This is a genomic window from Enterovibrio makurazakiensis, assembly GCF_050336585.1.
GTDB classification, from domain to species: Bacteria; Pseudomonadota; Gammaproteobacteria; order Enterobacterales; family Vibrionaceae; genus Enterovibrio; species Enterovibrio gelatinilyticus.
Genome location: NZ_JAKJSE010000017.1, coordinates 40,944 through 60,961, shown reverse-complemented (window position 1 = coordinate 60,961; position 20,018 = coordinate 40,944). Strand labels below are relative to the sequence as shown.

At 45.6% G+C, this 20,018-nt stretch carries 22 protein-coding genes and 1 riboswitch; of the genes, 9 read left to right on the top strand and 13 right to left on the bottom strand.

What is annotated here, in order from left to right; genetic code table 11:
- Positions 1-48: 48 nt before the first annotated feature.
- On the bottom strand, positions 49-453 hold the full coding sequence (locus L4D06_RS13755) for a RidA family protein (protein ID WP_274164519.1): 405 nt from the start codon (positions 451-453) through the stop codon (positions 49-51).
- A 145-nt stretch (positions 454-598) separates the two neighbouring features.
- On the opposite strand from L4D06_RS13755, the gene L4D06_RS13750 reads away from it, so the two are divergent.
- The 4 genes from L4D06_RS13750 (at position 599) to L4D06_RS13735 (ending at position 4,160) form a co-directional block, all read left to right on the top strand.
- Positions 599-1,504 (top strand): LysR family transcriptional regulator, encoded by a 906-nt coding sequence (locus L4D06_RS13750; protein WP_429739994.1) that lies wholly within the window; start codon positions 599-601, stop codon positions 1,502-1,504.
- Positions 1,505-1,672: 168 nt separating this feature from the next.
- A complete protein-coding gene (gene trxC, locus L4D06_RS13745; RefSeq protein WP_429739992.1) occupies positions 1,673-2,101 on the top strand; it encodes a thioredoxin TrxC in 429 nt (142 codons plus the stop codon).
- 271 nt (positions 2,102-2,372) lie between these two features.
- Positions 2,373-2,753 carry a hypothetical protein gene (locus L4D06_RS13740; RefSeq protein WP_274164522.1) on the top strand — a complete coding sequence of 127 codons (381 nt, stop codon included), beginning with the start codon at positions 2,373-2,375 and terminating at the stop codon, positions 2,751-2,753.
- 21 nt (positions 2,754-2,774) lie between these two features.
- Entirely contained in the window at positions 2,775-4,160 is a 1,386-nt protein-coding gene (locus L4D06_RS13735; protein WP_429739990.1) for a class II fumarate hydratase, read from the top strand.
- 301 nt (positions 4,161-4,461) lie between these two features.
- Here the strand turns inward: L4D06_RS13735 and L4D06_RS13730 are convergent, their stop codons facing one another.
- The 3 genes from L4D06_RS13730 to L4D06_RS13720 form a co-directional block, all read right to left on the bottom strand.
- Complete coding sequence (locus tag L4D06_RS13730; protein ID WP_429739988.1) at positions 4,462-4,896, bottom strand: hypothetical protein; 435 nt, start codon at positions 4,894-4,896, stop codon at positions 4,462-4,464.
- A gap of 664 nt (positions 4,897-5,560) precedes the next feature.
- Positions 5,561-5,803, bottom strand: coding sequence for a hypothetical protein (locus tag L4D06_RS13725; protein WP_274164525.1), 243 nt, complete (start codon positions 5,801-5,803; stop codon positions 5,561-5,563).
- A 15-nt stretch (positions 5,804-5,818) separates the two neighbouring features.
- Entirely contained in the window at positions 5,819-5,977 is a 159-nt protein-coding gene (locus L4D06_RS13720; protein ID WP_274164526.1) for a hypothetical protein, read from the bottom strand.
- A 177-nt stretch (positions 5,978-6,154) separates the two neighbouring features.
- Here L4D06_RS13720 and L4D06_RS13715 point away from each other — a divergent pair, with 177 nt between their 5' ends.
- The gene (locus L4D06_RS13715) at positions 6,155-7,186 is read left to right on the top strand and encodes an extracellular solute-binding protein (protein WP_429739985.1); all 1,032 of its coding nucleotides are present in this window, start codon (positions 6,155-6,157) and stop codon (positions 7,184-7,186) included.
- Positions 7,187-7,841: 655 nt separating this feature from the next.
- Here L4D06_RS13715 and pcp read toward each other — a convergent pair.
- The 3 genes from pcp to L4D06_RS13700 are packed head-to-tail and all read right to left on the bottom strand — an operon-like array spanning position 7,842 to position 10,120.
- Positions 7,842-8,480, bottom strand: coding sequence for a pyroglutamyl-peptidase I (pcp, locus tag L4D06_RS13710; protein WP_274164528.1), 639 nt, complete (start codon positions 8,478-8,480; stop codon positions 7,842-7,844).
- A gap of 8 nt (positions 8,481-8,488) precedes the next feature.
- Positions 8,489-9,394 carry a DUF979 domain-containing protein gene (locus L4D06_RS13705; RefSeq protein ID WP_429739983.1) on the bottom strand — a complete coding sequence of 302 codons (906 nt, stop codon included), beginning with the start codon at positions 9,392-9,394 and terminating at the stop codon, positions 8,489-8,491.
- Positions 9,395-9,397: 3 nt separating this feature from the next.
- Entirely contained in the window at positions 9,398-10,120 is a 723-nt protein-coding gene (locus tag L4D06_RS13700) for a DUF969 domain-containing protein (protein WP_274164530.1), read from the bottom strand.
- A 453-nt stretch (positions 10,121-10,573) separates the two neighbouring features.
- On the opposite strand from L4D06_RS13700, the gene L4D06_RS13695 reads away from it, so the two are divergent.
- Together L4D06_RS13695 and L4D06_RS13690 are read left to right on the top strand one after the other, a co-directional pair.
- On the top strand, positions 10,574-11,146 hold the full coding sequence (locus L4D06_RS13695) for a hypothetical protein (RefSeq protein WP_274164531.1): 573 nt from the start codon (positions 10,574-10,576) through the stop codon (positions 11,144-11,146).
- 121 nt (positions 11,147-11,267) lie between these two features.
- Positions 11,268-11,795, top strand: a complete 528-nt coding sequence (locus L4D06_RS13690) for a L,D-transpeptidase family protein (RefSeq protein WP_429739980.1) — start codon at positions 11,268-11,270, stop codon at positions 11,793-11,795.
- A gap of 149 nt (positions 11,796-11,944) precedes the next feature.
- Here the strand turns inward: L4D06_RS13690 and gbpA are convergent, their stop codons facing one another.
- The 5 genes from gbpA to L4D06_RS13665 all read right to left on the bottom strand — a co-directional run bounded on the left by gbpA (position 11,945) and on the right by L4D06_RS13665 (position 17,573).
- Positions 11,945-13,507, bottom strand: coding sequence for an N-acetylglucosamine-binding protein GbpA (gene gbpA, locus L4D06_RS13685; RefSeq protein ID WP_429739978.1), 1,563 nt, complete (start codon positions 13,505-13,507; stop codon positions 11,945-11,947).
- Positions 13,508-13,647: 140 nt separating this feature from the next.
- Positions 13,648-13,750: riboswitch (cyclic di-GMP riboswitch) on the bottom strand.
- A 271-nt stretch (positions 13,751-14,021) separates the two neighbouring features.
- On the bottom strand, positions 14,022-14,501 hold the full coding sequence (locus L4D06_RS13680) for a GNAT family N-acetyltransferase (RefSeq protein WP_274164534.1): 480 nt from the start codon (positions 14,499-14,501) through the stop codon (positions 14,022-14,024).
- Complete coding sequence (locus tag L4D06_RS13675) at positions 14,501-16,477, bottom strand: monovalent cation:proton antiporter-2 (CPA2) family protein (protein ID WP_274164535.1); 1,977 nt, start codon at positions 16,475-16,477, stop codon at positions 14,501-14,503. Before L4D06_RS13675 ends, L4D06_RS13680 begins: the two co-directional genes overlap by 1 nt.
- Positions 16,474-17,127, bottom strand: coding sequence for an NAD(P)H-dependent oxidoreductase (locus tag L4D06_RS13670; RefSeq protein WP_429739976.1), 654 nt, complete (start codon positions 17,125-17,127; stop codon positions 16,474-16,476). Before L4D06_RS13670 ends, L4D06_RS13675 begins: the two co-directional genes overlap by 4 nt.
- An 86-nt stretch (positions 17,128-17,213) precedes the next feature.
- A complete protein-coding gene (locus L4D06_RS13665; protein ID WP_274164537.1) occupies positions 17,214-17,573 on the bottom strand; it encodes a winged helix-turn-helix transcriptional regulator in 360 nt (119 codons plus the stop codon).
- A gap of 520 nt (positions 17,574-18,093) precedes the next feature.
- Between L4D06_RS13665 and L4D06_RS13660 the strand changes: the two genes are divergently transcribed.
- Positions 18,094-18,633, top strand: coding sequence for a redoxin family protein (locus tag L4D06_RS13660; protein ID WP_429739974.1), 540 nt, complete (start codon positions 18,094-18,096; stop codon positions 18,631-18,633).
- A gap of 112 nt (positions 18,634-18,745) precedes the next feature.
- On the opposite strand, the gene L4D06_RS13655 is transcribed toward L4D06_RS13660, so the two are convergent.
- A complete protein-coding gene (locus L4D06_RS13655; RefSeq protein ID WP_429739972.1) occupies positions 18,746-19,378 on the bottom strand; it encodes a LysE family translocator in 633 nt (210 codons plus the stop codon).
- 107 nt (positions 19,379-19,485) lie between these two features.
- Here L4D06_RS13655 and L4D06_RS13650 point away from each other — a divergent pair, with 107 nt between their 5' ends.
- A complete protein-coding gene (locus L4D06_RS13650) occupies positions 19,486-19,938 on the top strand; it encodes a thiol-disulfide oxidoreductase DCC family protein (RefSeq protein WP_429739970.1) in 453 nt (150 codons plus the stop codon).
- Positions 19,939-20,018 lie beyond the last annotated feature (80 nt).

Below are 20,018 nucleotides of genomic sequence, written 5' to 3'. Positions count from 1 at the left end.
AAATTCCGCTGCTTAATCGCCTGAAGTCGAAAAAGCAGCTGGATACATTTATTGTGGCACAGCGGCATAAACGACCAATTCAATCAACATGCCTTCACGCGCTAAACCCGCCACAACCATTGCCGCTCGGTTCGGAAACGGCGCAGAAAAGTATTCGGCATAGATCTTATTTACCTGAGGGAGGTCATCACGATCTGTTACGTAGATCAGAACTTGCAATACGGCATCGCTATCTACGCCAGCGGCGTTAAGCGTGTGCATGAGATTTCCCATGGTTTGGCGGGTTTGCGCTTCTATTCCGCCATCCACCAAGTTGCCATCGCCATCAATAGGGATTTGCGCTGTATACAGCGTCCCGTTATGTGTGACGACCCACTCAAGAGGAGCTTTGGATGCAAAAAGCTCGGTTTGATAAACCCTCTTCTTAGGCATAGAAAGAGATAAAGCTGACATGGATTTCCTTATCATTTGGCGCAATTGTTAATACATGGTTAAATCCTGCCTCACAACGCTTGATAAATCGAACGGTTAATTTTTGACAATTGTTCAGTTTTACTTATCAATATAGAAAAGGCTCATTAGCAAAAGGATGGCGGGCGTGGACATCAAACTTCAGCAACTCAAACATTTCTCGTTGGTTGCAGAACAAAGAGGGTTTAGGGCTGCCGCATCAAAGGCAAATCGCTCTCAAGCCGCCTTATCGACTTCAGTAAAAGAGTTGGAAAGGATTCTTGGGCAAACGCTTTTTGATTCGGGGCACAAAGCTAAATTGACGCCATTTGGGGAGTTCTGTTTACCGAAAATCAACGCGTTTCTCAGCCGCTATGATGATCTCAATTCAGATTTACGCGCTGCCGCTGCAGGACAACGAGGGCAAGTACGAATTGCCAGCGTGCCCTCAGTCGCCGCTAAGCTTATTCCTGGCATTTTGGCTGACTATACAGACAGCCACCCCAACGTGGAGGTAGCCCTGATAGACGACAATGCCGCAGGCGTCGAAGCACGTTTGCTGGCAGGCGATGTTGATTTAGCATTGGGGAACTGTTTACACATTCAGGATGAACGAATCGAATTCACCCGCCTTATGGAAGATCCTATTGGCGTTGTTTGCCTTCGCGACCATACATTGGCATCAACAAATGCCCCCTTAGAATGGGAAGCGCTCACGCCTTTCCCGTTTGTTAAAAACGGCACCTGCTCCCTGTTGGAGCCTACGCCTGCGAATGTGCTTGCAGCTAACGCCCTCTATAGTGTTGAGAACATTACTTCGCTGTTTTCGGTATTAGAGTTAGGCATTGGTATCACCACACTCCCCAAGCTGGCCTTTCCTGAATACTCTGAACACCTTTGCTGGTTGCCCCTCGCCTCGCCAGATGTCGAAAGGCAAATTGGGGTATTCCGCTTACGTGACCGATACATTTCGCCACAAGCATATGACTTCTTCGAAATGTGTATTTCGTCGTTGCGCACCATCGAGCCACATGGCAATGATCATCAACCCTAATAAAAAACTCCGCTCAATAGTTCCGACCAATAGTGCCGACCAATAGCGGCTAGCTATCAAAGTCATAGACAAAACCCAATGGTGTTTTGTCTATGAGCGGTTTAGTCTACTAACCATAAGCGAAACAGCTATAAACTGAACAATACAAAACAAGGGAAAGGTTTGATTATGAGTACATTAACCGTGCGTTGCCCCCACTGCCAAAAACTGAATCGCATTCCGGCAGAACGTGTTGATGACAACCCAAGTTGTGGCGTGTGTAAATCATCACTGATCAACGGCAAGCCTATCGAAGGTACCGAAGCCAACATGGACGCACTGATTGCATCAGGAAAACCTGTCGTGATTGACTTCTGGGCACCTTGGTGCGGACCTTGCCAAAGCTTTGGGCCAATATTTGAAGCCACAGCAGCTAGCAAAGGCGATGACGTCATCTTCGTCAAAGTAAACACCGAACAAGAACAACAGCTGGGAGCGAAATACCGCATCAGAAGTATTCCGACCATCATGGTATTCAAAGAGGGAAAAATGGCGAACCAAATCAATGGTGCGCTGCCGCAGTCGGAATTCACGGCTTGGTTAGATCAGTCCATTTAATCTGACGTTAACGCGCCTCCCGTTTTGTTCCTCCACATGAGAAACAAAACAAGAAACAAGAAACAAGGGCACGGTGTGCCCTTTTGTTTCCTGCCACTCAGCTTTTCACCCGTCAAAGCGTCATGTTTATCCGTATATCAACCAACATCGGTCCTCCCCCTTAACGCTTCCATGTTTCAACCAGAAGACATATCAAACGGAGGGTTGTTATAAGATGCATTAAATGATAATAATTATCATTGCAGTTTAGGTGGGCGAATTGAGGCTGAGAATGGATGCAGAACAACAACACTATAACGCGTATTTCAAAGCGAAAGATCGGTTCGATGCGGACAAGATCGCCTTTGGCTTCGAACCCGATATCGTGCAGAGATTTGTGCAATCAGGATTAATGTTGGCGTCCTATCATGAACTTGGTGCCGAAAACGAAAACATCATTTTGAACGAACTCTTTCTTCGTCAGGTCTATTTCAGGCTACTTGATGCCATTCAAAGCCCCCACAAAAGCCATCATTTTCGACGAGTATGTCTTGATGCGGTTCATAGCCCGCTTTATGCACTGCAAAGACACTACGTGCAAGTGCCCGACGGTGACAGAAAATTCATTCAGCTTCAAATGCTGCTACAACATCTTCAAGCACCGTTAGATTGATTTCATAAGGACAGGACAGATATGACGCAAACATTCCGCACAGAAACAGACAGCATGGGCGACGTGAAAGTCCCAGAAAATGCCCTGTATCAAGCACAAACTCAGCGCGCTATCGACAACTTCACATTCAGCAAACACACCATGCCTATCACTTTTATCAAAGCATTGGCATACATCAAGCAGTCCGCCGCACTCACCAATACCCAGCTTGGTTTACTCGAAGGTGACATTGCACAAGTGATTGCAGAGTCTGCACAAGACATCATCAATGATCAACATCTCGATCAGTTCCCCATTGACGTGTTCCAGACAGGTTCGGGCACCAGTTCAAACATGAATGCAAATGAAGTGATCGCGACCCTTGCGAGTAAATCGTTAGGTGGCAACGTGTCTCCCAATGATCACGTCAATATGGGACAAAGCAGCAATGATGTTATACCAACAGCAATTCAAATCAGTAGCGTATTGAGCGTTGAAAAGCGTTTACTGCCTGCCCTAGAGCATTTGATTTCAACATTGAGCGAAAAGCGCATTGAAATTGGGCGCACGGTAAAAACGGGTCGTACCCATTTAATGGATGCTATGCCCGTTACTTTCGACCAAGAACTGGCTGGATGGCAATATCAAATTGACCACGCAAAATGCGCTATTGAGCAAAGCTTGCCTGCGGTACGCGCCCTTGCACAAGGTGGTACAGCCGTCGGTACGGGTATTAATGCTGACCCACGTTTTGCCGCGATATTCGCGGATAACCTGTCACAGCTGACGAAGACCTCCTTCACGCCAAGCGTGAATTTCTTCTTTAATCTCAGTAGTCAAGACGCCATAGTGGCGCTCTCAGGCCAGTTAAAAACCGCCGCGGTCGCCATCATGAAGATTGCCAACGATTTACGCTGGATGAACTCAGGCCCGTTAGCCGGATTGGGTGAAATTGAGCTTCAAGCGTTGCAGCCAGGTTCGTCGATCATGCCGGGGAAAGTGAATCCTGTCATACCTGAAGCCGCAGCGATGGCGTCAGCACAAGTGATAGGTAACGACACGACCATTACCATTGCAGGTCAATCGGGTAATTTCCAGCTCAATGTCATGCTACCGGTTATCGCGCATAACATTCTAGAAAGTATCGACTTACTGGCAAACACCGCAAACGCGCTCGCCGACAAAGCCATCAAAAACTTTACCGTGCGAGAGGACAACCTCAACATAGCCTTGGCAAAGAATCCGATTTTAGTCACGGCACTAAACCCGGTGATCGGGTATTTAAAAGCGGCTAAAATCGCGAAGAAAGCCTACAAGGAAGGACGAGCAATCATTGATGTGGCGGTAGAAGAGACTGACTTAGACAGAGATACACTAGAACGCTTGCTAGACCCAACAACGCTAACGAAAGGCGGCGTTGCAAATTAATGTAGGAACACCAAATAAAAAATGCCCTCATAAAGAGGGCTATATTGCTCGTTGTTGACGAGCACACATTCTATATAAAAGATGAAATAGGGAAACATTACACTTCATCACTCAGACAAACCTATTTCAAATGTGTTTTGAGAACACACATACTGACTATCCATGTCAACGATAACTTAGTAAATTAAACGCAGTCTGCGTTTAAAGAATAAAAATGGGCAGGCAAAATGGAGTCTTTCATTTTTCTGTTTTTGTCTACCTGCCCAAACTGAATACGATAACTATTCCCTCTCTACATGCTCTAACTCTTATTTAATGTATCAGAGATAAATCTTTTCCTTGTACCATCATCTCTAACCAAAGCGCCGCTATAGCTTAGTCGATATCTAAATTCGTCCACGCCCGACTCACCATCGATAGTTAAGAAACAAAACTTACGACCTTGACGACAATCGATGTGGTAATTACCTAACTCTCGTATCTTAGTAACATACTGTCTCGACTCCCCCACCATTGGCTTCATCACGACTTTAGACACAACAACTTCTCGATTCACCGTATCAACAAACCGCAGCGTTTCCTTCGCCAGCGTCGTATCTTCGTCGAACTCTGAATAGTAATACCCATCAATTTTCAATGTCGCATTTAGTTTTGCTTCTTTAACACCATCCTGATTTACACAAGAAGAAATTGCTAACCCTAGCAGAGGTATTAGTACATACTTTATCATTTGCATGGGAAACACTCCCCAGTTAACGATGTTATTTGATCTGTTATTTATATTTATTGTGTTTTTATGTAAAACTTTCATCCAAATAAAAAGAGCCATTCCCCGTAGAAAGACAACCTAGCCAATTATAAAGAACATCAGGAAAGGAGTGGAAACCTAATGTTCTTTATAAATACGATTATTTACCCTATTAAATAATCGCGTTTTCTTTCTACGCTTTTAGCTTTGACCAGAATGTTGTTTTTTAAAAGGACAAATGTGTTCTTTAAAGAATTATTGGCTCAAATAATAAACATGAATGTCATTATATTTTACAAAACACTTATGTTTAGAGTAATTACGTTATTCATGCCAGCACCCACAGTCACTTCCAATAAAAACATAACTCATTGTTATAAATGAATTATTTCCAGATTTCCTTGTTGATACAGTAATGTCGGTTTGGTAAAGAAAAACCCAAGGGAAAACCATGAATTTTTTTCTCAACCCAGCTCGCACTAAAAAGCCCTCTCAAGGAGGGCTTCAACGTCAATTTTGTACACAGAGTGATTACACGATGATCATCTGACCAAACATGGACCGTTCAAACCGACAAACAAGAACGAGCGGTTGAAGTACCGCTTACCAATTTTGGTTGTCACCGAGGGATCAACATTCACGGTGCGATAACTTAGCGCTCCGATCGTTGCATCTGTCGGGTTTGATTCATGGTGCGCGAACCCGCGCCTCCATAGGTGTTAATGTCATAACGATTTGGGGAATAACCTCTACTCATTCGGTAATGCAGATCTAACTTTTTAAGGTCAATGCCATGTAAATCGAGAAGACGTTCAATAACGGTATTAATTTCAGCCTGAGGCGTGTTTTGTTTTCGCAGGAAGTAGTATAGGTTCTCTGCGCGTGCTTGGTTCATCAGCGATACCTCCCTTCAATTTGATGGTGAAATTGTAGTCTTTTTCGTCAGCGAGATAATCAGCAATTCCAGCAAATCATCCTTACTCATTGGTAATAATCCGTCTCCCTTTTTCATTTCCCTAAAAATTGTTCTTTGTGTTGTTGCTTTTGTGTTGCCTGAACCGTATTTCATGGGTAATATCCCGCGACTTTTCGCCCGAAGCGCCCATCAGCTCTACGATGCGAAGGGTTTTAACACCCGAAAAACCTACGAAAATGGCCGACATTTTCAAACACTAAGTGATGGAGAAACCTCTCTTTTCGCTGTATGAATGCTCCCGACACACGGGACTTGGAGTGGATAACACCAATGAAGAAATGGTCTGCGATTCTGGCCAGCGCTGCTTGTGCAGTTGCTATGTTCACCACACCTGCGAAAGCAGAAAACGATCAACTTATTTTCGCGAATTGGGGACCTTACCTCTCCACCGAGTTGCTTGAGCAATTCACACGCGAAACCGGCATCAAGGTGATTTACTCAACTTATGAGTCAAACGAAACCCTGTATGCAAAAATGAAGACGCACCCTGAAGGGTATGATCTTGTGGTGCCATCAACTTACTTCGTTGCCAAAATGCGCGATGAGGATATGTTGCAGAAGCTTGACCTTTCTAAGTTGAATAACTTCAACGAACTAGACAAAAACTACCTCGACAAGCCATTCGACCCAAACAATGACTACTCGATCCCTCACGTGATTGCGATGACGGGTCTGGCAGTGAACACTGATATGTACAATCCTGACGACTTCAAAAGCTGGGCTGACCTGTGGAACCCAGAGCTAGAAGGTCAAATCATGCTGATGGACGACACCCGTGAGGTGTTCCACATTGCATTGCGTAAACTGGGTTACTCGGGTAACTCAACCGATCCTAAGCAAATCGACGAAGCGTACGAAGAGTTGAAAAAACTGATGCCAAACGTATTAGTGTTTAACTCTGATAACCCTGCGAACCCATACATGTCTGGTGAAGTTGGCCTAGGCATGTTGTGGAACGGCTCTGCGGCTGCAGCGCAACGCGAAGGCTTGCCTATTGAGCTTGTGTGGCCGGAAGAAGGCGGTATTTTCTGGGTAGATAGCCTGTCTATTCCAAAGAACGCAAAGAACGTTGAAGCGGCACATAAAATGATCGACTTCCTTCTACGTCCAGAGATTGCTGCGAAAATCAGCGCAGATACGGGTTATCTAACAGCGGTTGAGAAATCAAACTCTGCATACAAAGACAACCCAACACTGTTCCCACCACAGGAAGATATCGACCAAGGTGAGTGGCAAGATGCTGTTGGCGAATTGACTGAGAAATACGAGAATTATTTCCTTCGCCTTAAAACTGGCGAATAACCACCGCCATACCTCTATCTATATTTTATACAGATACCAAAAACCGCTCAAAAGAGCGGTTTTTTTATGCCGACCTCATCCACCGATTCCTTTCTTTCTGGTGCACACCAGTGAAACTGCCGCGATATATTGATTAACGAGAGCATGTGGATTTGCAGACTTTGTTGCCATTTCTCCATGTAGAGCGAGCGGGTAAATACATTAAATACTAATTTAGAAATCAATCCATTAGACACACATGCTTTACAATAAGTCTCATAATTAACACCTAGTTATCACCTTCAGAATAGGTAGTATCTTGCGTGAAAGTCCCAACATCAGCGTATATATTTCGCAAAGGCTTCAAACGATCGTTTTCTATTCACCCCAGTGGCCGCTTGCTACCCAGATATTTGCTTACATCAGCGTCTTTTTGGCGACTTGCATCGTGGGGTAATTTTTTATCGGTAACAAATTCACCTCCGATAACGCTAAACATCAACCTCCCTGATTTTACGTCACCAAAACGGCACACCATGTAGGCTTTGAGGATGTCTGCATGTAAAAAAGCCCATCACAGAAAAAATCCGAGATGGGCTCAAGAGATATTACTTTAGCTGGACTGCTTATCGACCTAGTATGATTCAACTAAATCGATGAGTATGCCACCGTAAAATCAGCAGATTTTACCAGCACCAACAGCGATATCATGCTTGTTATCTAGTACAGATTGCGCAGCCACTTTCAAGCCTTCCACAATGGTTTCAAGAGACATAGACGGCTGATCTGTCGCTGCCGCTTGCTCAGGTAACAATGGAATGTGAATAAATCCATGTCCAATATCCGTGTCACGCAAAAAGTGCTGCACACCGTAGAACACATGGTTACAAACAAACGTGCCCGCGGTATTTGAAACCGTACAAGGGATCCCTTTTTCCTGCATCGCCTGCGTCATCGCTTTAATCGGTAGCGTACTGAAGTAAGCATCTGGGCCATCGTCAAAAATAGGCTCATCAATGGGCTGATTGCCACCATTGTCCGGAATGCGAAAATCATCAATGTTAATCGCGATGCGCTCGGGAGTAATCGCATTGCGACCTGCTGCCTGTCCCACGGTAATAACAAATGTTGGCTGGTGATGCTCAATCGCCTTTGTTACCGCGTCAATTGCGTCATACCGTGTCACTGGCACTTCGCACGTGACAATTTCGCCACCATTCAACTTAAGCCCATCCAGTCGTTGTACCGCTTCAAGCGCTGGGTTAACGGATGCACCACCAAAAGGCTCGAAGCCCGTAATCAATACTTTTCTCATCACTTCTCTCAGAATGCAAAGCTATACATCACGAAGATGTTGAAGGCTAAAATACTTAGACCTGGCAACACCTGCATCAAAATAACATGGTGCTTGTTTTTGAGTTCAAGCAAGGCTGCTGGCACAACATTGAAGTTGGCAGCCATAGGTGTCATTAGCGTACCGCAGTAACCGGAAAGCATACCCAACACACCAATGATCGCCGCGTTGCCGCCGTTTTCTAGCACCAACAATGGAATACCGATACCCGTTGTTATCACGGCAAAAGCTGCAAATGCATTACCCATGACCACAGTGAAAATGGTCATGCCCACACAGTACGCAATCACGTTCACCAAAAGCATATTTTCCGGGATCATCATTTTCACGATCTGCGCAACGGTGTCACCCACACCCGCTTGATTGAAAAGATAACCTAGGGCAGCGAGAAACTGTGACAAGATGGCAGCCCAGCCGATCGAGTCGATTAATCGTCGGCCTTCATTGAGGCTATGCATCGGTTTAGTTTTGGTGATCATCAATGCAACTGCAATCGACGCAATCGAACTAATGCCAAGACCCACTAATGCACCCAGAGACGTCAACTGACTGATAGCGACCGTACCCACAGGGACAATTGCAGCGGGAATAAAGAGTTTGTTTTTCAGCACCGTCGCCGTTTGTTTACGCTCTTCTTCTGTTGTAGTGCGATAGTTACCCACACCCATAAAGCCGCCTGCTGCCAATGCAGTTAGCGCAAGCACCATCAAGCCAGTGACCCAATAAGGGATAATGGCTCCAAACAAGAACGTCATACCGTAGATAAGCCAAAAGAGGCCGCTACCGATACGTTTAGGGTTTTCCTTATCGAGGAAACTTTGGAGAGAAAAAGCGAGAAGCAGTAAACCCGTGGTTTGGTAAATGTATTCTAACATCGGTTACTTTCCTTCTTTCTGCGTATTCGCGCTTGCAGACGCTTTAACATCAGATTGAACCGAAGACTTAAGAAGCCTCGCTTCCATGATCTTACTGAAAATAACAAACACGACGAATGAAGCAATGGCGGTAGGAAGCGCCCACAGTGCCATCGTTTCCAACTTAACATCCAGTTGGTTATCAGCCATCACACCCTTGATCAATAGAATGCCACCAGTACCGATAAACAGTAGTTGGCTGAAGAAGTTACCAAAGTTTTCACTGGCTGCAGAAAGCGCACGTATTGACTGACGTTTGGCGTCAGATAGATTTGGCGCGTCTTTTTCTGCCGCTGCCTCAGCCATTGGTGCAATCAAAGGGCGAATCATGGATGGATGACCACCAATGCTCAATCCCATACCGTTTGTGACTTTTCTCAGCAGTAAATATGTCATTAGAATCTTACTGACCGACGCCTTTTTCATTGAACCAATCAGTGCTTCAGCACGTTGACGAAGTCCAAAGCGTTCAAGAATTCCTATCATTGGAAGAATAAGAATAAACAGGGACATATAGCGGTTTTGGGTAAATGATTGTCCCAAGGTAGAAAGAATATCCATAACTGCAATGTCTGCAACCAAGCCGGTTGCTACACCTGCCACCAATATTACCAGTAAGGTGTTGAGCTTTAACGCTAACCCTACCGTAATTATTACCACGCCAATCAATGGCCAAAAATCAATCATGGAGCCCTCTACACGGCATTTATATATTAATGATGGTCACCGGCTTTTGCCGATAGACACCCCGAGTATACGAAAGCGCCAAACCCAGCTCCAATCAGAGATTTTTGTGGTTATAACCAATAACACCACTTAATGTGGTCAACATATAACCAAAAACTAATGTTTAACAGTAATGGCTTAATTTCAATAAGTAACGATCATAAACTTGAACATTTAATACTCAATTTTCCACCAAGATAAACATATTAATTCGTAAAAAAATCATTTAGAGCACTCGATTCAATCAAAGCCGCAATAAGTGAAGAAGAACACATTTTGTCAAAGAATCGAACCGTGACCAGCCATGACTAACGGTCTCAATTTGGGAACAAAAGCAGCAAACCGACAGCGGTATACTCATGTTTGGTTTTTACCTCACGGACTCGAACTGATTTCTGTCAATAAGGATGTATGATGTCTCCGACTCGTTTGACTCTGGCCACTTTGCTACTTTCAATTAACTTGGTTGCCTGTACCACTGCCCCAAAACCCGTAAAACCGATTCAACTCTATTCGAAAAAGGAAGTGATCCAACTCTCCTACTGCTCAGAATTGGCGGACACGGCTTACTACATTGCATCTGCAAAGCTCAATGACCGGCCCAAGCAGGAGTTAATCAATCATTTCACCACTGGCGCAACAGCTCAGATAGATATCAACGCCGTAGAGCGCATTTATAGCATTAGTGTCGATAGTGCCATGGATTATGCTACGGACCTCTTTGAGCAATGTGCATTGAAAGTCGTCAACGTCTCCCCCACTCGAATAAAAGTCGCGAATTTCTGCGCACAAAAATCCATTGTGGCGAGTGGAACGTATGAGCTAAAGCAAAGCGGCGCGCCAAAAATGGATGCTTATCTCGCCTTTGCCAGCTACAAGCCCACCCGCCCTTATGAGGTGATCGACAGCATTTATGACAATACCTCCAAGGCTCAAAACCCGTCAGAAGGTGTTTGGGATGCGTGTATTGATGTCATGTCAGAGTAATTTGACGAAGAAATGTCGGCTTGATAACTGTCGCGGGAGGTCATAGCGGGGATTTTGTTCTAATAATTAACAAAGAATTTTGAATCGAGTACGACTCACGTCAGGGAGCCAGTTCAACGTCATGCAACCTTTGCTTATCTTGTTACTCTCATTGCTTTTGGTGACTCCGGCAGATGCCATCGCCAGAGAGCAAACAGTCCTCGTTTCCTCGAACATAAGCATCATCGATGTTGATTTGGTTAAAGTCGATAAGTCCGCTAGAAAAATGCACCTAATCCAAGGCGATAGGATTTTGAAGTCTTACTCCATTGCTCTGGGTGCAAACCCCAAAGGGCACAAGCTTCGTGAAGGTGATAAACGCACGCCAGAAGGCCAATATACTCTCGACCTATTAAACGAAGAGTCTCGTTTCTATCGCTCTATTCGCATCAACTACCCAAACGATAGAGACATCAAACGTGCACAATTGCTGGGCGTCGACCCGGGTGGGCAAATCATGATACACGGGCAAAAGAACGGCAATGGTCCCCACCCAAGCGAGCAACGTGGTGCCGATTGGACAGACGGCTGCATTGCAATTGCCAATACAGAAATGGACGAATTTCTTCGCTTAGTCAAACTAGGTACACCCATCGATATCGAATGGTAACTCTACGACGCGTTTACAGTCTCATCCAGCCAAACTAAAAAGCCCGTCGCGACAGTTAGCGACGGGCTTTCATTTTCTATTTGAGTGCAAAAGCATTTGTTGAGCTTTTGCACCCAAAGTATGCATTCGGCTATTTCAGTAACGAACAGTTATTCGCAATCAAACGCGCCTTTGTCTTCCCACGCTTCAGGCGATGAAGCAGGGCTGCTATTTACCCACCACTTCGCGGCATAAAGACGACCATCAAAGATCACTTCTTCTCCACCGTTGTAGGCTTTTCCAGCTGTCCAAGCCACTGGCATTTTACTGACAAGCTTCCACGCATCGCTGTTGCTAGGTACTTCACCTTTCACCCAGTATTTCGCTTCCCACACTAGGCCATTGAAATTGACGTTCTCGCCACCCGTGTAAGTGACCGAACTTTCCCAGTTTGGATGATTAACAGCATCTGGGTCGACGCCACACTCGTCACTTTTTTCGACAAGGTGGAAGTCGAATGTTTGCTGGTCTACAAGGTTGCCTTCGCTGTCTTTCACGCGTGTTACTAGCATGTGGTGACCTGCATTGGCTTTGGTCAGCGACATACTGACGCTTTCAGACACCCCATCCGACAATGCCAGTTTTTCATAAGCCAAAGCATCTTGTGCATGGTTATATACTGTCATTTCAACACCAACGTCACCTGACGCTGTCACGGTGAAATCCAGTTCAACGCCTTCGTCAACGATCATGTATTCTGCCGCCAAACCATCAATGGTCACACCAAAGTCAGGTTCAGGAGAAGCGATCTCATAGCCTACTTCAACACGCGCTAAACCGCTGTCTTTGTTCAAGTAAATTGGGTTCGCGCCATACACTGGCGTGAAGTCGCCGTTGCCAACATGTTTACCCGCTTTAATTTGGCGGTGAGCCTGATTGATTTTCGTCGCAAGATCATAAGACCAAGTGTTTGCTACACCGGCCTTATCGCTTTCAATCGTCAAACGCGTAGAAAGCTCAGGGCGTTCACCTTCGTTATCAAACACGCGAGTAAATACGGCATCACCTTGCGCCAAGTTCATCCCAGGGAAAATCTGACCCGCTTGTTGCCATTCAGGTAGTACTGGTTGATCGCCATCAAATTGCACATCGATGGCGTTATAAAAGGCTGCTGCCGTATCACCCACATCCCATACTGCAAGAATGACATGGTAACCTTCGCGCACTGGTACATCACACGCATGCACCATGGTCTTAGGTGGCTTTTCCATGTTGCCTTGCACCACGCAGAATGGGTTCAGATCCAACGACGCACGCGCCAAAGGTTGGTTTACATTCCAATCAGGTTTGGTGATGTAATATTTCCAAGTGCGAGTGACGTGGTTCGCAGTGAACGTCCATTCGAAATCATTCTTACCTGCTGAAATAGAACGCTTCACCCAACGTGATGCCGTTTGTTCATCTAGGGGAGAAAACTGAATGAGACCTGCGCTTGCCAGTTTGCCATCTTCCGGGCCGAACTCAGGAAAGCCTTCTGGGCCTTCAACGCTTTGCGGTTCCCATTGCACTTGACCGCAATCGGTATTTTGTTGCCCCGACTCTGTGCTCAATTTGCACAGAGCAGCGCGACCTGCAGTGCCGTTATCAACCGCACTGATGTAGCCATGAGACATAGCACCTGCACTGAACAGTGCAGCCGCAAGGGGAAGAAGTGTAGATCGTAATTTGAGCATGTTTGTACTTCCTGAGTGTTTATAAATTCACCCACAGCACGGACAAGCGTCGCAATTGAACATTTCCTCAAGCACGCGATTGGTTGCCCTGTTATTCACAGAAGCAGGTATTCGCGCACTGGCTCTTGATAAGCCAAGAAAATGGCGGCCCCGCTGCCATAAGCTGTTACCTCTTTCTGGGTAATTGCCCTTAGACCGGAAGCTTTGCGTCCTGCTTTTTCAAGCAGTTTGCCGATAATTGTGGAACGGTCGCAAGAGTATTCAGAAAATGCGCTGAGACAATCTTTTCCTGTATTGTTAAGGTTAATAGATCTATATATGTGATATAAATCACACTAACATTAAGGCATAAAATATCTCATTGATGCCATATCGAACAATGCGATTAGAAACCATACTGCGCTGATTACAAACAAAAAAGCCAGACATACTGGACAGAATGTCTGGCTTTCTCATGTTGCTTTAGTTATTTATCAATGCCAAATCAGTGACACTGTCACTAACTTGTAGCTAACTATAGCCACCTTTCCATTCGTAACAAGGTCCACGTTTCTCCGTTGAAGAACCGTGTTTTGGTCAGTTCAGGCAACACAACAAAACCCAACGAGGAATAGCAAGCAATCGCTGCTGTATTGTGTGCAAATACCGCTAATGAAACCTTATAGACTTTCGAGATCATCCGCGCTTGTTCCAACGCCAATTCCACCAGCCGATATCCCCAACCTTTGCCTCGGTGAGCGGGTGAAGCGACTAAAACTCGACACAGCCGATATTCGCTGTCAGACACACGAAACAGTTCTATGTAACCGATAGGCTCTTTATCATGTGTGAGCAAATACGGTTTTACTTCTTCGCGTGCAATATGCTCGCAGATTTGCTCAGGCGTCAGTGGGAATGAGAACGTTGGCCCTCCCCACTGAAAATTCGCTTTTTCATTGGGGATCCATGCACAAAGTTGTGCCGCATCGCTTTCACTAAACGGCACAAGTTCCATTATGCTGGCTTCTCGCTTCCAGAAAGATCATCCTCATCATCGACCACTTCATCTAACGGATGTTCGGTAAAGTCATCAAGATAGTCCTTCGGTGGTGGTGTCCACTCACGTTCACTCAAACCATGCTTATCCATTCGGTCTTCATCCATGGAATCACGAATGGTTTCTTCCAGCTGAATAAACAGGTGCTGAAAGTGGTTATCATAAGCTTGTGTTTCTTCACCACCCATCCAAGACTCATACAACATCTCCGAACTGCTCGCTTCTAGACGCAGATACTTCGCTTTTTGCTGCTCCACCAAGAATGGGTGAATACCCAGACAACGTAAAGAGGTTGCGCCCACTTCAAGGGCTGAGTGGAAGGTTTCCTTCTCAACATAATCCGCACCTGCTGCTCTCAGCATGTACGCGTGCCCACGGTCAAACGCGCGCGCGATGATCTTCACGTTTGGATAAGTATGTTTTACGTACTTCACCAGCTCAATGGTGGTTTCTTGATTATCCATTGAAACAATCAACAACGACGCTTCTTCGATACCCGCGGTATGTAGCAAGTCAGGTCGCGTCGCATCTCCAAAGTAACTCTTAATATTGATTTGGCGCAGGTTCTCAACTTGTGTGGCTTCGTAATCAAGAACAACAGTTTTCACGCCGTTAGCAGTTAGTAAGCGGTTAACCACCTGACCAAAACGACCGACACCTGCAATAATGGCTGTGCCTTGCTCATCAATTTCATCCGCTTCGCGATCATTCGAGGCTTTCTCGTAGCGCGGCAAGATGACTTTGTCATACAAGATAAATAGCCCGGGTGTTAGGAACATAGAGATCGCAACCACCAGCGAAAGCAACTGCGCGATGTCCATTGGTAACACATGGTTTTGGGTCGTAAAGCTCAGGAGAACAAAGCCAAATTCACCCGCTTGTGCAAGGCTTAACGCGAACAACCAACGGCTGCTACCTTTGATTTTGAAGATAAAGCTCAGTAGCAATAAAATGAGGGCTTTCAGTACCATCAATCCAATAGTGAGGCCGATGATCAACAAGAAGTCTTCGAACAAAATACCAAAGTTGATGCCAGCCCCTACCGTGATAAAGAAAAGCCCCAACAATAGGCCTTTAAACGGCTCAATATTTGATTCCAATTCATGGCGGAATTCGCTGTTTGCTAAGATAACGCCCGCAAGGAATGTACCCAGTGCTGGCGACAAACCGACAAGACTCATCAACGCGGCGATACCAATCACCAGCATTAATGCGGTAGCAGTGAAGATTTCACGAAGGCCGGAACTGGCAACAAAGCGGAATAATGGACGGCTCAAGAAATGCCCACCAACCACAACACCCGCGATGGTACCCGTGATCACTAGGCCCATCGCCCAGCCCGGCAAGCCCGCCACTAAGCTCATTTCTTCATGGTGTTCCGCCGCGTTAGCTGCTGCCGATTGCGCAGCTGCCACTAACTCAGGCAATGCCAGCAGTGGAATAAACGCTAACATTGGGATAACAGCAATATCTTGAAACAGCAGCACAGAGAAGGCATTACGTCCGCCTTCTGTCTTTGTCAGCCCTTTTTCATTAAAGGTTTGAAGCACGATAGCGGTTGAAGAAAGCGCGAAGATCAAGCCAATCGCCAGTGCGATACTCCACTGCAAGCTAAAGGCGAGTGCAATGCCCATCACGGCCACAGTCGTTAAACCCACTTGTAAACCGCCCAATCCCATTAGGCGATTACGCATGGCCCAAAGCATTTTTGGCTCAAGCTCCAAGCCGACCAAAAACAACATCATGACGACACCAAATTCCGCGAAATGCTGAATGGTCGTGGTTTCATCACCGACAAGGCCAACAACAGGGCCAATGACCACACCCGCAATGAGATAACCCAACACTGAGCCTAAGCCAAGACGTTTTGCAATTGGCACTGCGATAACAGCAGCGACCAAGTAAATGAAGGCTTGTAGAAATATACCCGTCATGACGTCGCTCCTTTCATCATGGTGCTGAGGTTCGCCGCCGTCACTTTTTCACGTTTCGCGACAACATCTAGATCCAGCGTGTCATTCACCAACGCCGTTAACAATTGGCGATAGCCTTCGGTATGGCTGGTAACTTTCCCGTCTTCCGCCGCTGTGCGAGAACCGAATAGCGAATACGGTGCCATATAACGCATACCCACCAAATTCGACATTTGCTCTAAGGGATGCAACAGTTCGCGAATTTTAAAGTGGTTATAGCCGTCAGCTTTATAGAACTCTTCTTTACCACCGGCGGAAATTGCGCACATGAAAGTTTTACCATGAAGTGCAGTTCCTTTTGAACCATAAGCAAAACCGTATTCCAAGACCAGATCCTGCCACTCTTTCAAAATTGACGGTGTCGAATACCAGTACAATGGAAATTGAAAAATCACGATGTCATTCGCTATCAAGCGTTTTTGCTCGCGATCTATATCAATGTGCAACGTCGGGTATTCGGCGTAAAGGTCGACAGCCGTTACGCCTTCTGCCAGCTTTGCAACATTGAACAAAGGGGCATTCACTTCCGAACGACGCAGCGAAGGATGTGCGAATAGCACCAGCACCTTTTTGGGCGTGATGTTAGCGTCATTGTTTTTGTCGTTTTCCATGTCTTGTCCTTTCTCCATCACGCTTAACGTCTATTGGTCTCGGTTTACTTATAAGAAAAATAGTCGTCATTGTGATCAGGGGTTAACTAAACCCCATGTTCTTCTGTCCAGTCTCTCAGCTTTTCCAACACACAAAGTGCGGAACGGCCAAAATCCGTGATTTCATAGCTCACAGCAATCGGTCGTGTACTCAGTACGTTTCGATTAACCAAGCCGTATTGCTCCATTTCCTTGAGCCGTTGATCGACCATTTTTTTACTCGCACCGCCCAACTGGCGGCAGAGATCGTTAAATCTTACGGGTTCATCTTTTAGATGCCACAAGATAGACGCCTTCCATTTTCCACCGATAATGCGCATGCCACGCTCTATCGGGCACGGTTCTAAGCAAGTGGTAAGTTTCTTTTTTCCTGTTGTAGCAGCAGGCGCTGTTTTATTGCTTTCCATTTTCCACGCATACCTTCAAGGTCACTTTCATGCTTCCCCAAACAAATAGTTACTTAAAGTAACCTGGTAAATATATGTAACTGATGGTAACAAAGCACCTGCGCATTTTTCAACCGCACCCAATTTGAGATTGTATTAATCCATATAGGCACTAAAACCAGATAGCTTGAATAAAGTCAGAGAGTTATATCGATTTTTTTAGATAAGTGTCGTAGCAAAAATAGGACTGATGAAAAAAGAACTAATTTAGACTTTTATTGGATACAAGCTATCAAGCAGACATATACCCAAACAACCTGAAGATGCAGGATTCAGGGATTCAGGGAAACAGCGAATAAACGACGGGAGTCATTACTTTTGGATCAGCCAAAGCAATTGGCAAAAAAAGTCACTAGGTTACTTAAAGTATACTGGTTGACAGTGACTCGATTCGGCAACAAAGTAACTATTGAAAACTAACGAAGTCATGCTGCAAAAACTCAGGATTCCGACAATAGCGAGACAAACTGGGAGTATAACCATGAGCTATACCAACAAACTTCAAGCGGGTGGTGCATTCCCGAGCATCACACTGTCAGATCTGGATGGCAATGCACACACCTTGGGCAAACCGCGTGAGGGGGCGACATGGCAAATGGTGGTTGTCTATCGAGGTCGCCATTGTCCCTTGTGTACCAAATACCTCAATCAACTCGAAACATTCAAGTCATCCCTCGCGGATATTGGTGTAGATATTCTCGCGGTTTCCGGCGATAGCAAAGCACAGCTAGAAGAACACCTGTCACGCGTGGTTGTATCATTTCCATTTGTTTTTGGCCTACACGAAGCGCAAATGCGTGAGTTAGGCTTGTATATTTCAGTACCGCGCTCAGAACAAGAAACTGACCACAACTTTGCCGAACCTGGGCTGTTTGTGATAAACCAACAAGACACAGTCCAAGTCGTTGATATTGCCAACAATCCGTTCTCTCGACCAGATTTACAGACCCTAGTAAACGGTCTGACTTGGATTCGTAACCCTGACAATAACTACCCCATCCGTGGTACAGCGCCTTATTAATACCGCTCAAACTGCATTTATGACGTAACGCGTTTTGACGCAAAGAAAAGGGGCTCTGCTATGCGCCCCTTTTTTATTGTTAATATGCAGCATCAATGACCGCCTTCATCCATTACTTAGTTGAGCTGGTGAACAGTAGCTTCAGTCCAAACACCAACATCACTGACCCCAACACCCTATCTACCCAATGCCCTATTTTTTTGAATTTGGCTTGAACTGCTGGCTTGGAAAGTACGAGCGCAACAGAACCAAACCAGACCATCTGGATAAACATCATCCACGCACCCAACAATGAAAGCTCGATGATTGGCATATCTGGTGATAACACAAGAGTAAAAACAGAAAGGAAATAGAGAGGCGCTTTCGGGTTCAGTGCGTTGCACACAAATCCCATAGAGATCAGTTTACCCGCAGAACGTGGCTTTACATCGGCCTGTTGTACATCATCCCCCACCGATGCTTTGCTACGAATGCCTTTCCAGCCTAAATAAATCAAGTAAGCAGCTGCCAGATACTTCATCACAGATAAAATCGCAGATGACTCACTAATCACTGTTGCCAATCCAATGGAGGAATAAATAATGTGAACGGAAAGGCCAAGCGCAATACCAAGGCTGACGAGCAAGCCAGCACGACGACCATGCACCAGCGACTGCTGAGACACCATCACAAAATCTGGCCCTGGCGAGGCAGCCCCCAACAAATGTACCAATGTTAACGTCAAAAATGCTTGGTAAAATTCCATGTCGTCACCCCTTATGATTATTTCTTGTTCAACGAGTGATATTCTGTCAATCCGAATTGAATTCAACGCCGTATCATTTTTTATTGCACTCTACAGGAGCTTATTGGATGACGCTCACAATTTTCTATGATGGCAGTTGCCCACTTTGTGTGGCAGAAATGGATCAGCTTCGCACATTCAACACTAAACACCTTCTAAGTTTTGAAGATATTCTCGCGCCGGATTTTCAATCGCGTTATCCAGCTATCGATCCCGCTGCAGCAAGCAACATTCTTCACGCCATCCTTCACGATAACGACTCTCTCACGAAAGAAAACAGTCAGTTACTGCTGGGTTTAGACGTCACCCATAAAGCGTGGTCTTTGGTGGGTAAAAAACGCTGGATTGCGGTGTTACGTTGGCCTGTTATTCGTTGGTTTGCCGATCACGCATATTTGTACTTTGCTCGTAACCGTTACCGCATTTCTTATCTTTTCACGGGACAATCTCGCTGCGAGCCCTGCTCAAAAGGTAAATGCGACATTGGCGGTAAAGCGACGCAAAATTCATCAACCCAATAAACGCGTCACTGAGCATTCATTTAATGACACCGCAACACCCTCTCAATGCTACCTTCGCCGCCGTTAGCATCGATAAAACA

Bases quoted from the DNA above. Each gene is read 5' to 3' on its own strand.
- L4D06_RS13755 (WP_274164519.1), bottom strand. From the start codon at position 453: ATGTCAGCTTTATCTCTTTCTATGCCTAAGAAGAGGGTTTATCAAACC.
- L4D06_RS13700 (WP_274164530.1), bottom strand. From the start codon at position 10,120: ATGATTGATTTTTGGCCATTGATTGGCGTGGTAATAATTACGGTAGGG.
- pcp (WP_274164528.1), bottom strand. From the start codon at position 8,480: ATGAGAAAAGTATTGATTACGGGCTTCGAGCCTTTTGGTGGTGCATCC.
- L4D06_RS13705 (WP_429739983.1), bottom strand. From the start codon at position 9,394: ATGTTAGAATACATTTACCAAACCACGGGTTTACTGCTTCTCGCTTTT.
- L4D06_RS13715 (WP_429739985.1), top strand. From the start codon at position 6,155: ATGAAGAAATGGTCTGCGATTCTGGCCAGCGCTGCTTGTGCAGTTGCT.
- L4D06_RS13650 (WP_429739970.1), top strand. From the start codon at position 19,486: ATGACGCTCACAATTTTCTATGATGGCAGTTGCCCACTTTGTGTGGCA.
- L4D06_RS13660 (WP_429739974.1), top strand. From the start codon at position 18,094: ATGAGCTATACCAACAAACTTCAAGCGGGTGGTGCATTCCCGAGCATC.
- L4D06_RS13720 (WP_274164526.1), bottom strand. From the start codon at position 5,977: ATGAAATACGGTTCAGGCAACACAAAAGCAACAACACAAAGAACAATT.
- L4D06_RS13730 (WP_429739988.1), bottom strand. From the start codon at position 4,896: ATGCAAATGATAAAGTATGTACTAATACCTCTGCTAGGGTTAGCAATT.
- L4D06_RS13740 (WP_274164522.1), top strand. From the start codon at position 2,373: ATGGATGCAGAACAACAACACTATAACGCGTATTTCAAAGCGAAAGAT.
- L4D06_RS13655 (WP_429739972.1), bottom strand. From the start codon at position 19,378: ATGGAATTTTACCAAGCATTTTTGACGTTAACATTGGTACATTTGTTG.
- L4D06_RS13695 (WP_274164531.1), top strand. From the start codon at position 10,574: ATGTCTCCGACTCGTTTGACTCTGGCCACTTTGCTACTTTCAATTAAC.
- gbpA (WP_429739978.1), bottom strand. From the start codon at position 13,507: ATGCTCAAATTACGATCTACACTTCTTCCCCTTGCGGCTGCACTGTTC.
- L4D06_RS13665 (WP_274164537.1), bottom strand. From the start codon at position 17,573: ATGGAAAGCAATAAAACAGCGCCTGCTGCTACAACAGGAAAAAAGAAA.
- L4D06_RS13690 (WP_429739980.1), top strand. From the start codon at position 11,268: ATGCAACCTTTGCTTATCTTGTTACTCTCATTGCTTTTGGTGACTCCG.
- L4D06_RS13725 (WP_274164525.1), bottom strand. From the start codon at position 5,803: ATGAACCAAGCACGCGCAGAGAACCTATACTACTTCCTGCGAAAACAA.
- L4D06_RS13670 (WP_429739976.1), bottom strand. From the start codon at position 17,127: ATGGAAAACGACAAAAACAATGACGCTAACATCACGCCCAAAAAGGTG.
- L4D06_RS13680 (WP_274164534.1), bottom strand. From the start codon at position 14,501: ATGGAACTTGTGCCGTTTAGTGAAAGCGATGCGGCACAACTTTGTGCA.
- L4D06_RS13735 (WP_429739990.1), top strand. From the start codon at position 2,775: ATGACGCAAACATTCCGCACAGAAACAGACAGCATGGGCGACGTGAAA.
- trxC (WP_429739992.1), top strand. From the start codon at position 1,673: ATGAGTACATTAACCGTGCGTTGCCCCCACTGCCAAAAACTGAATCGC.
- L4D06_RS13675 (WP_274164535.1), bottom strand. From the start codon at position 16,477: ATGACGGGTATATTTCTACAAGCCTTCATTTACTTGGTCGCTGCTGTT.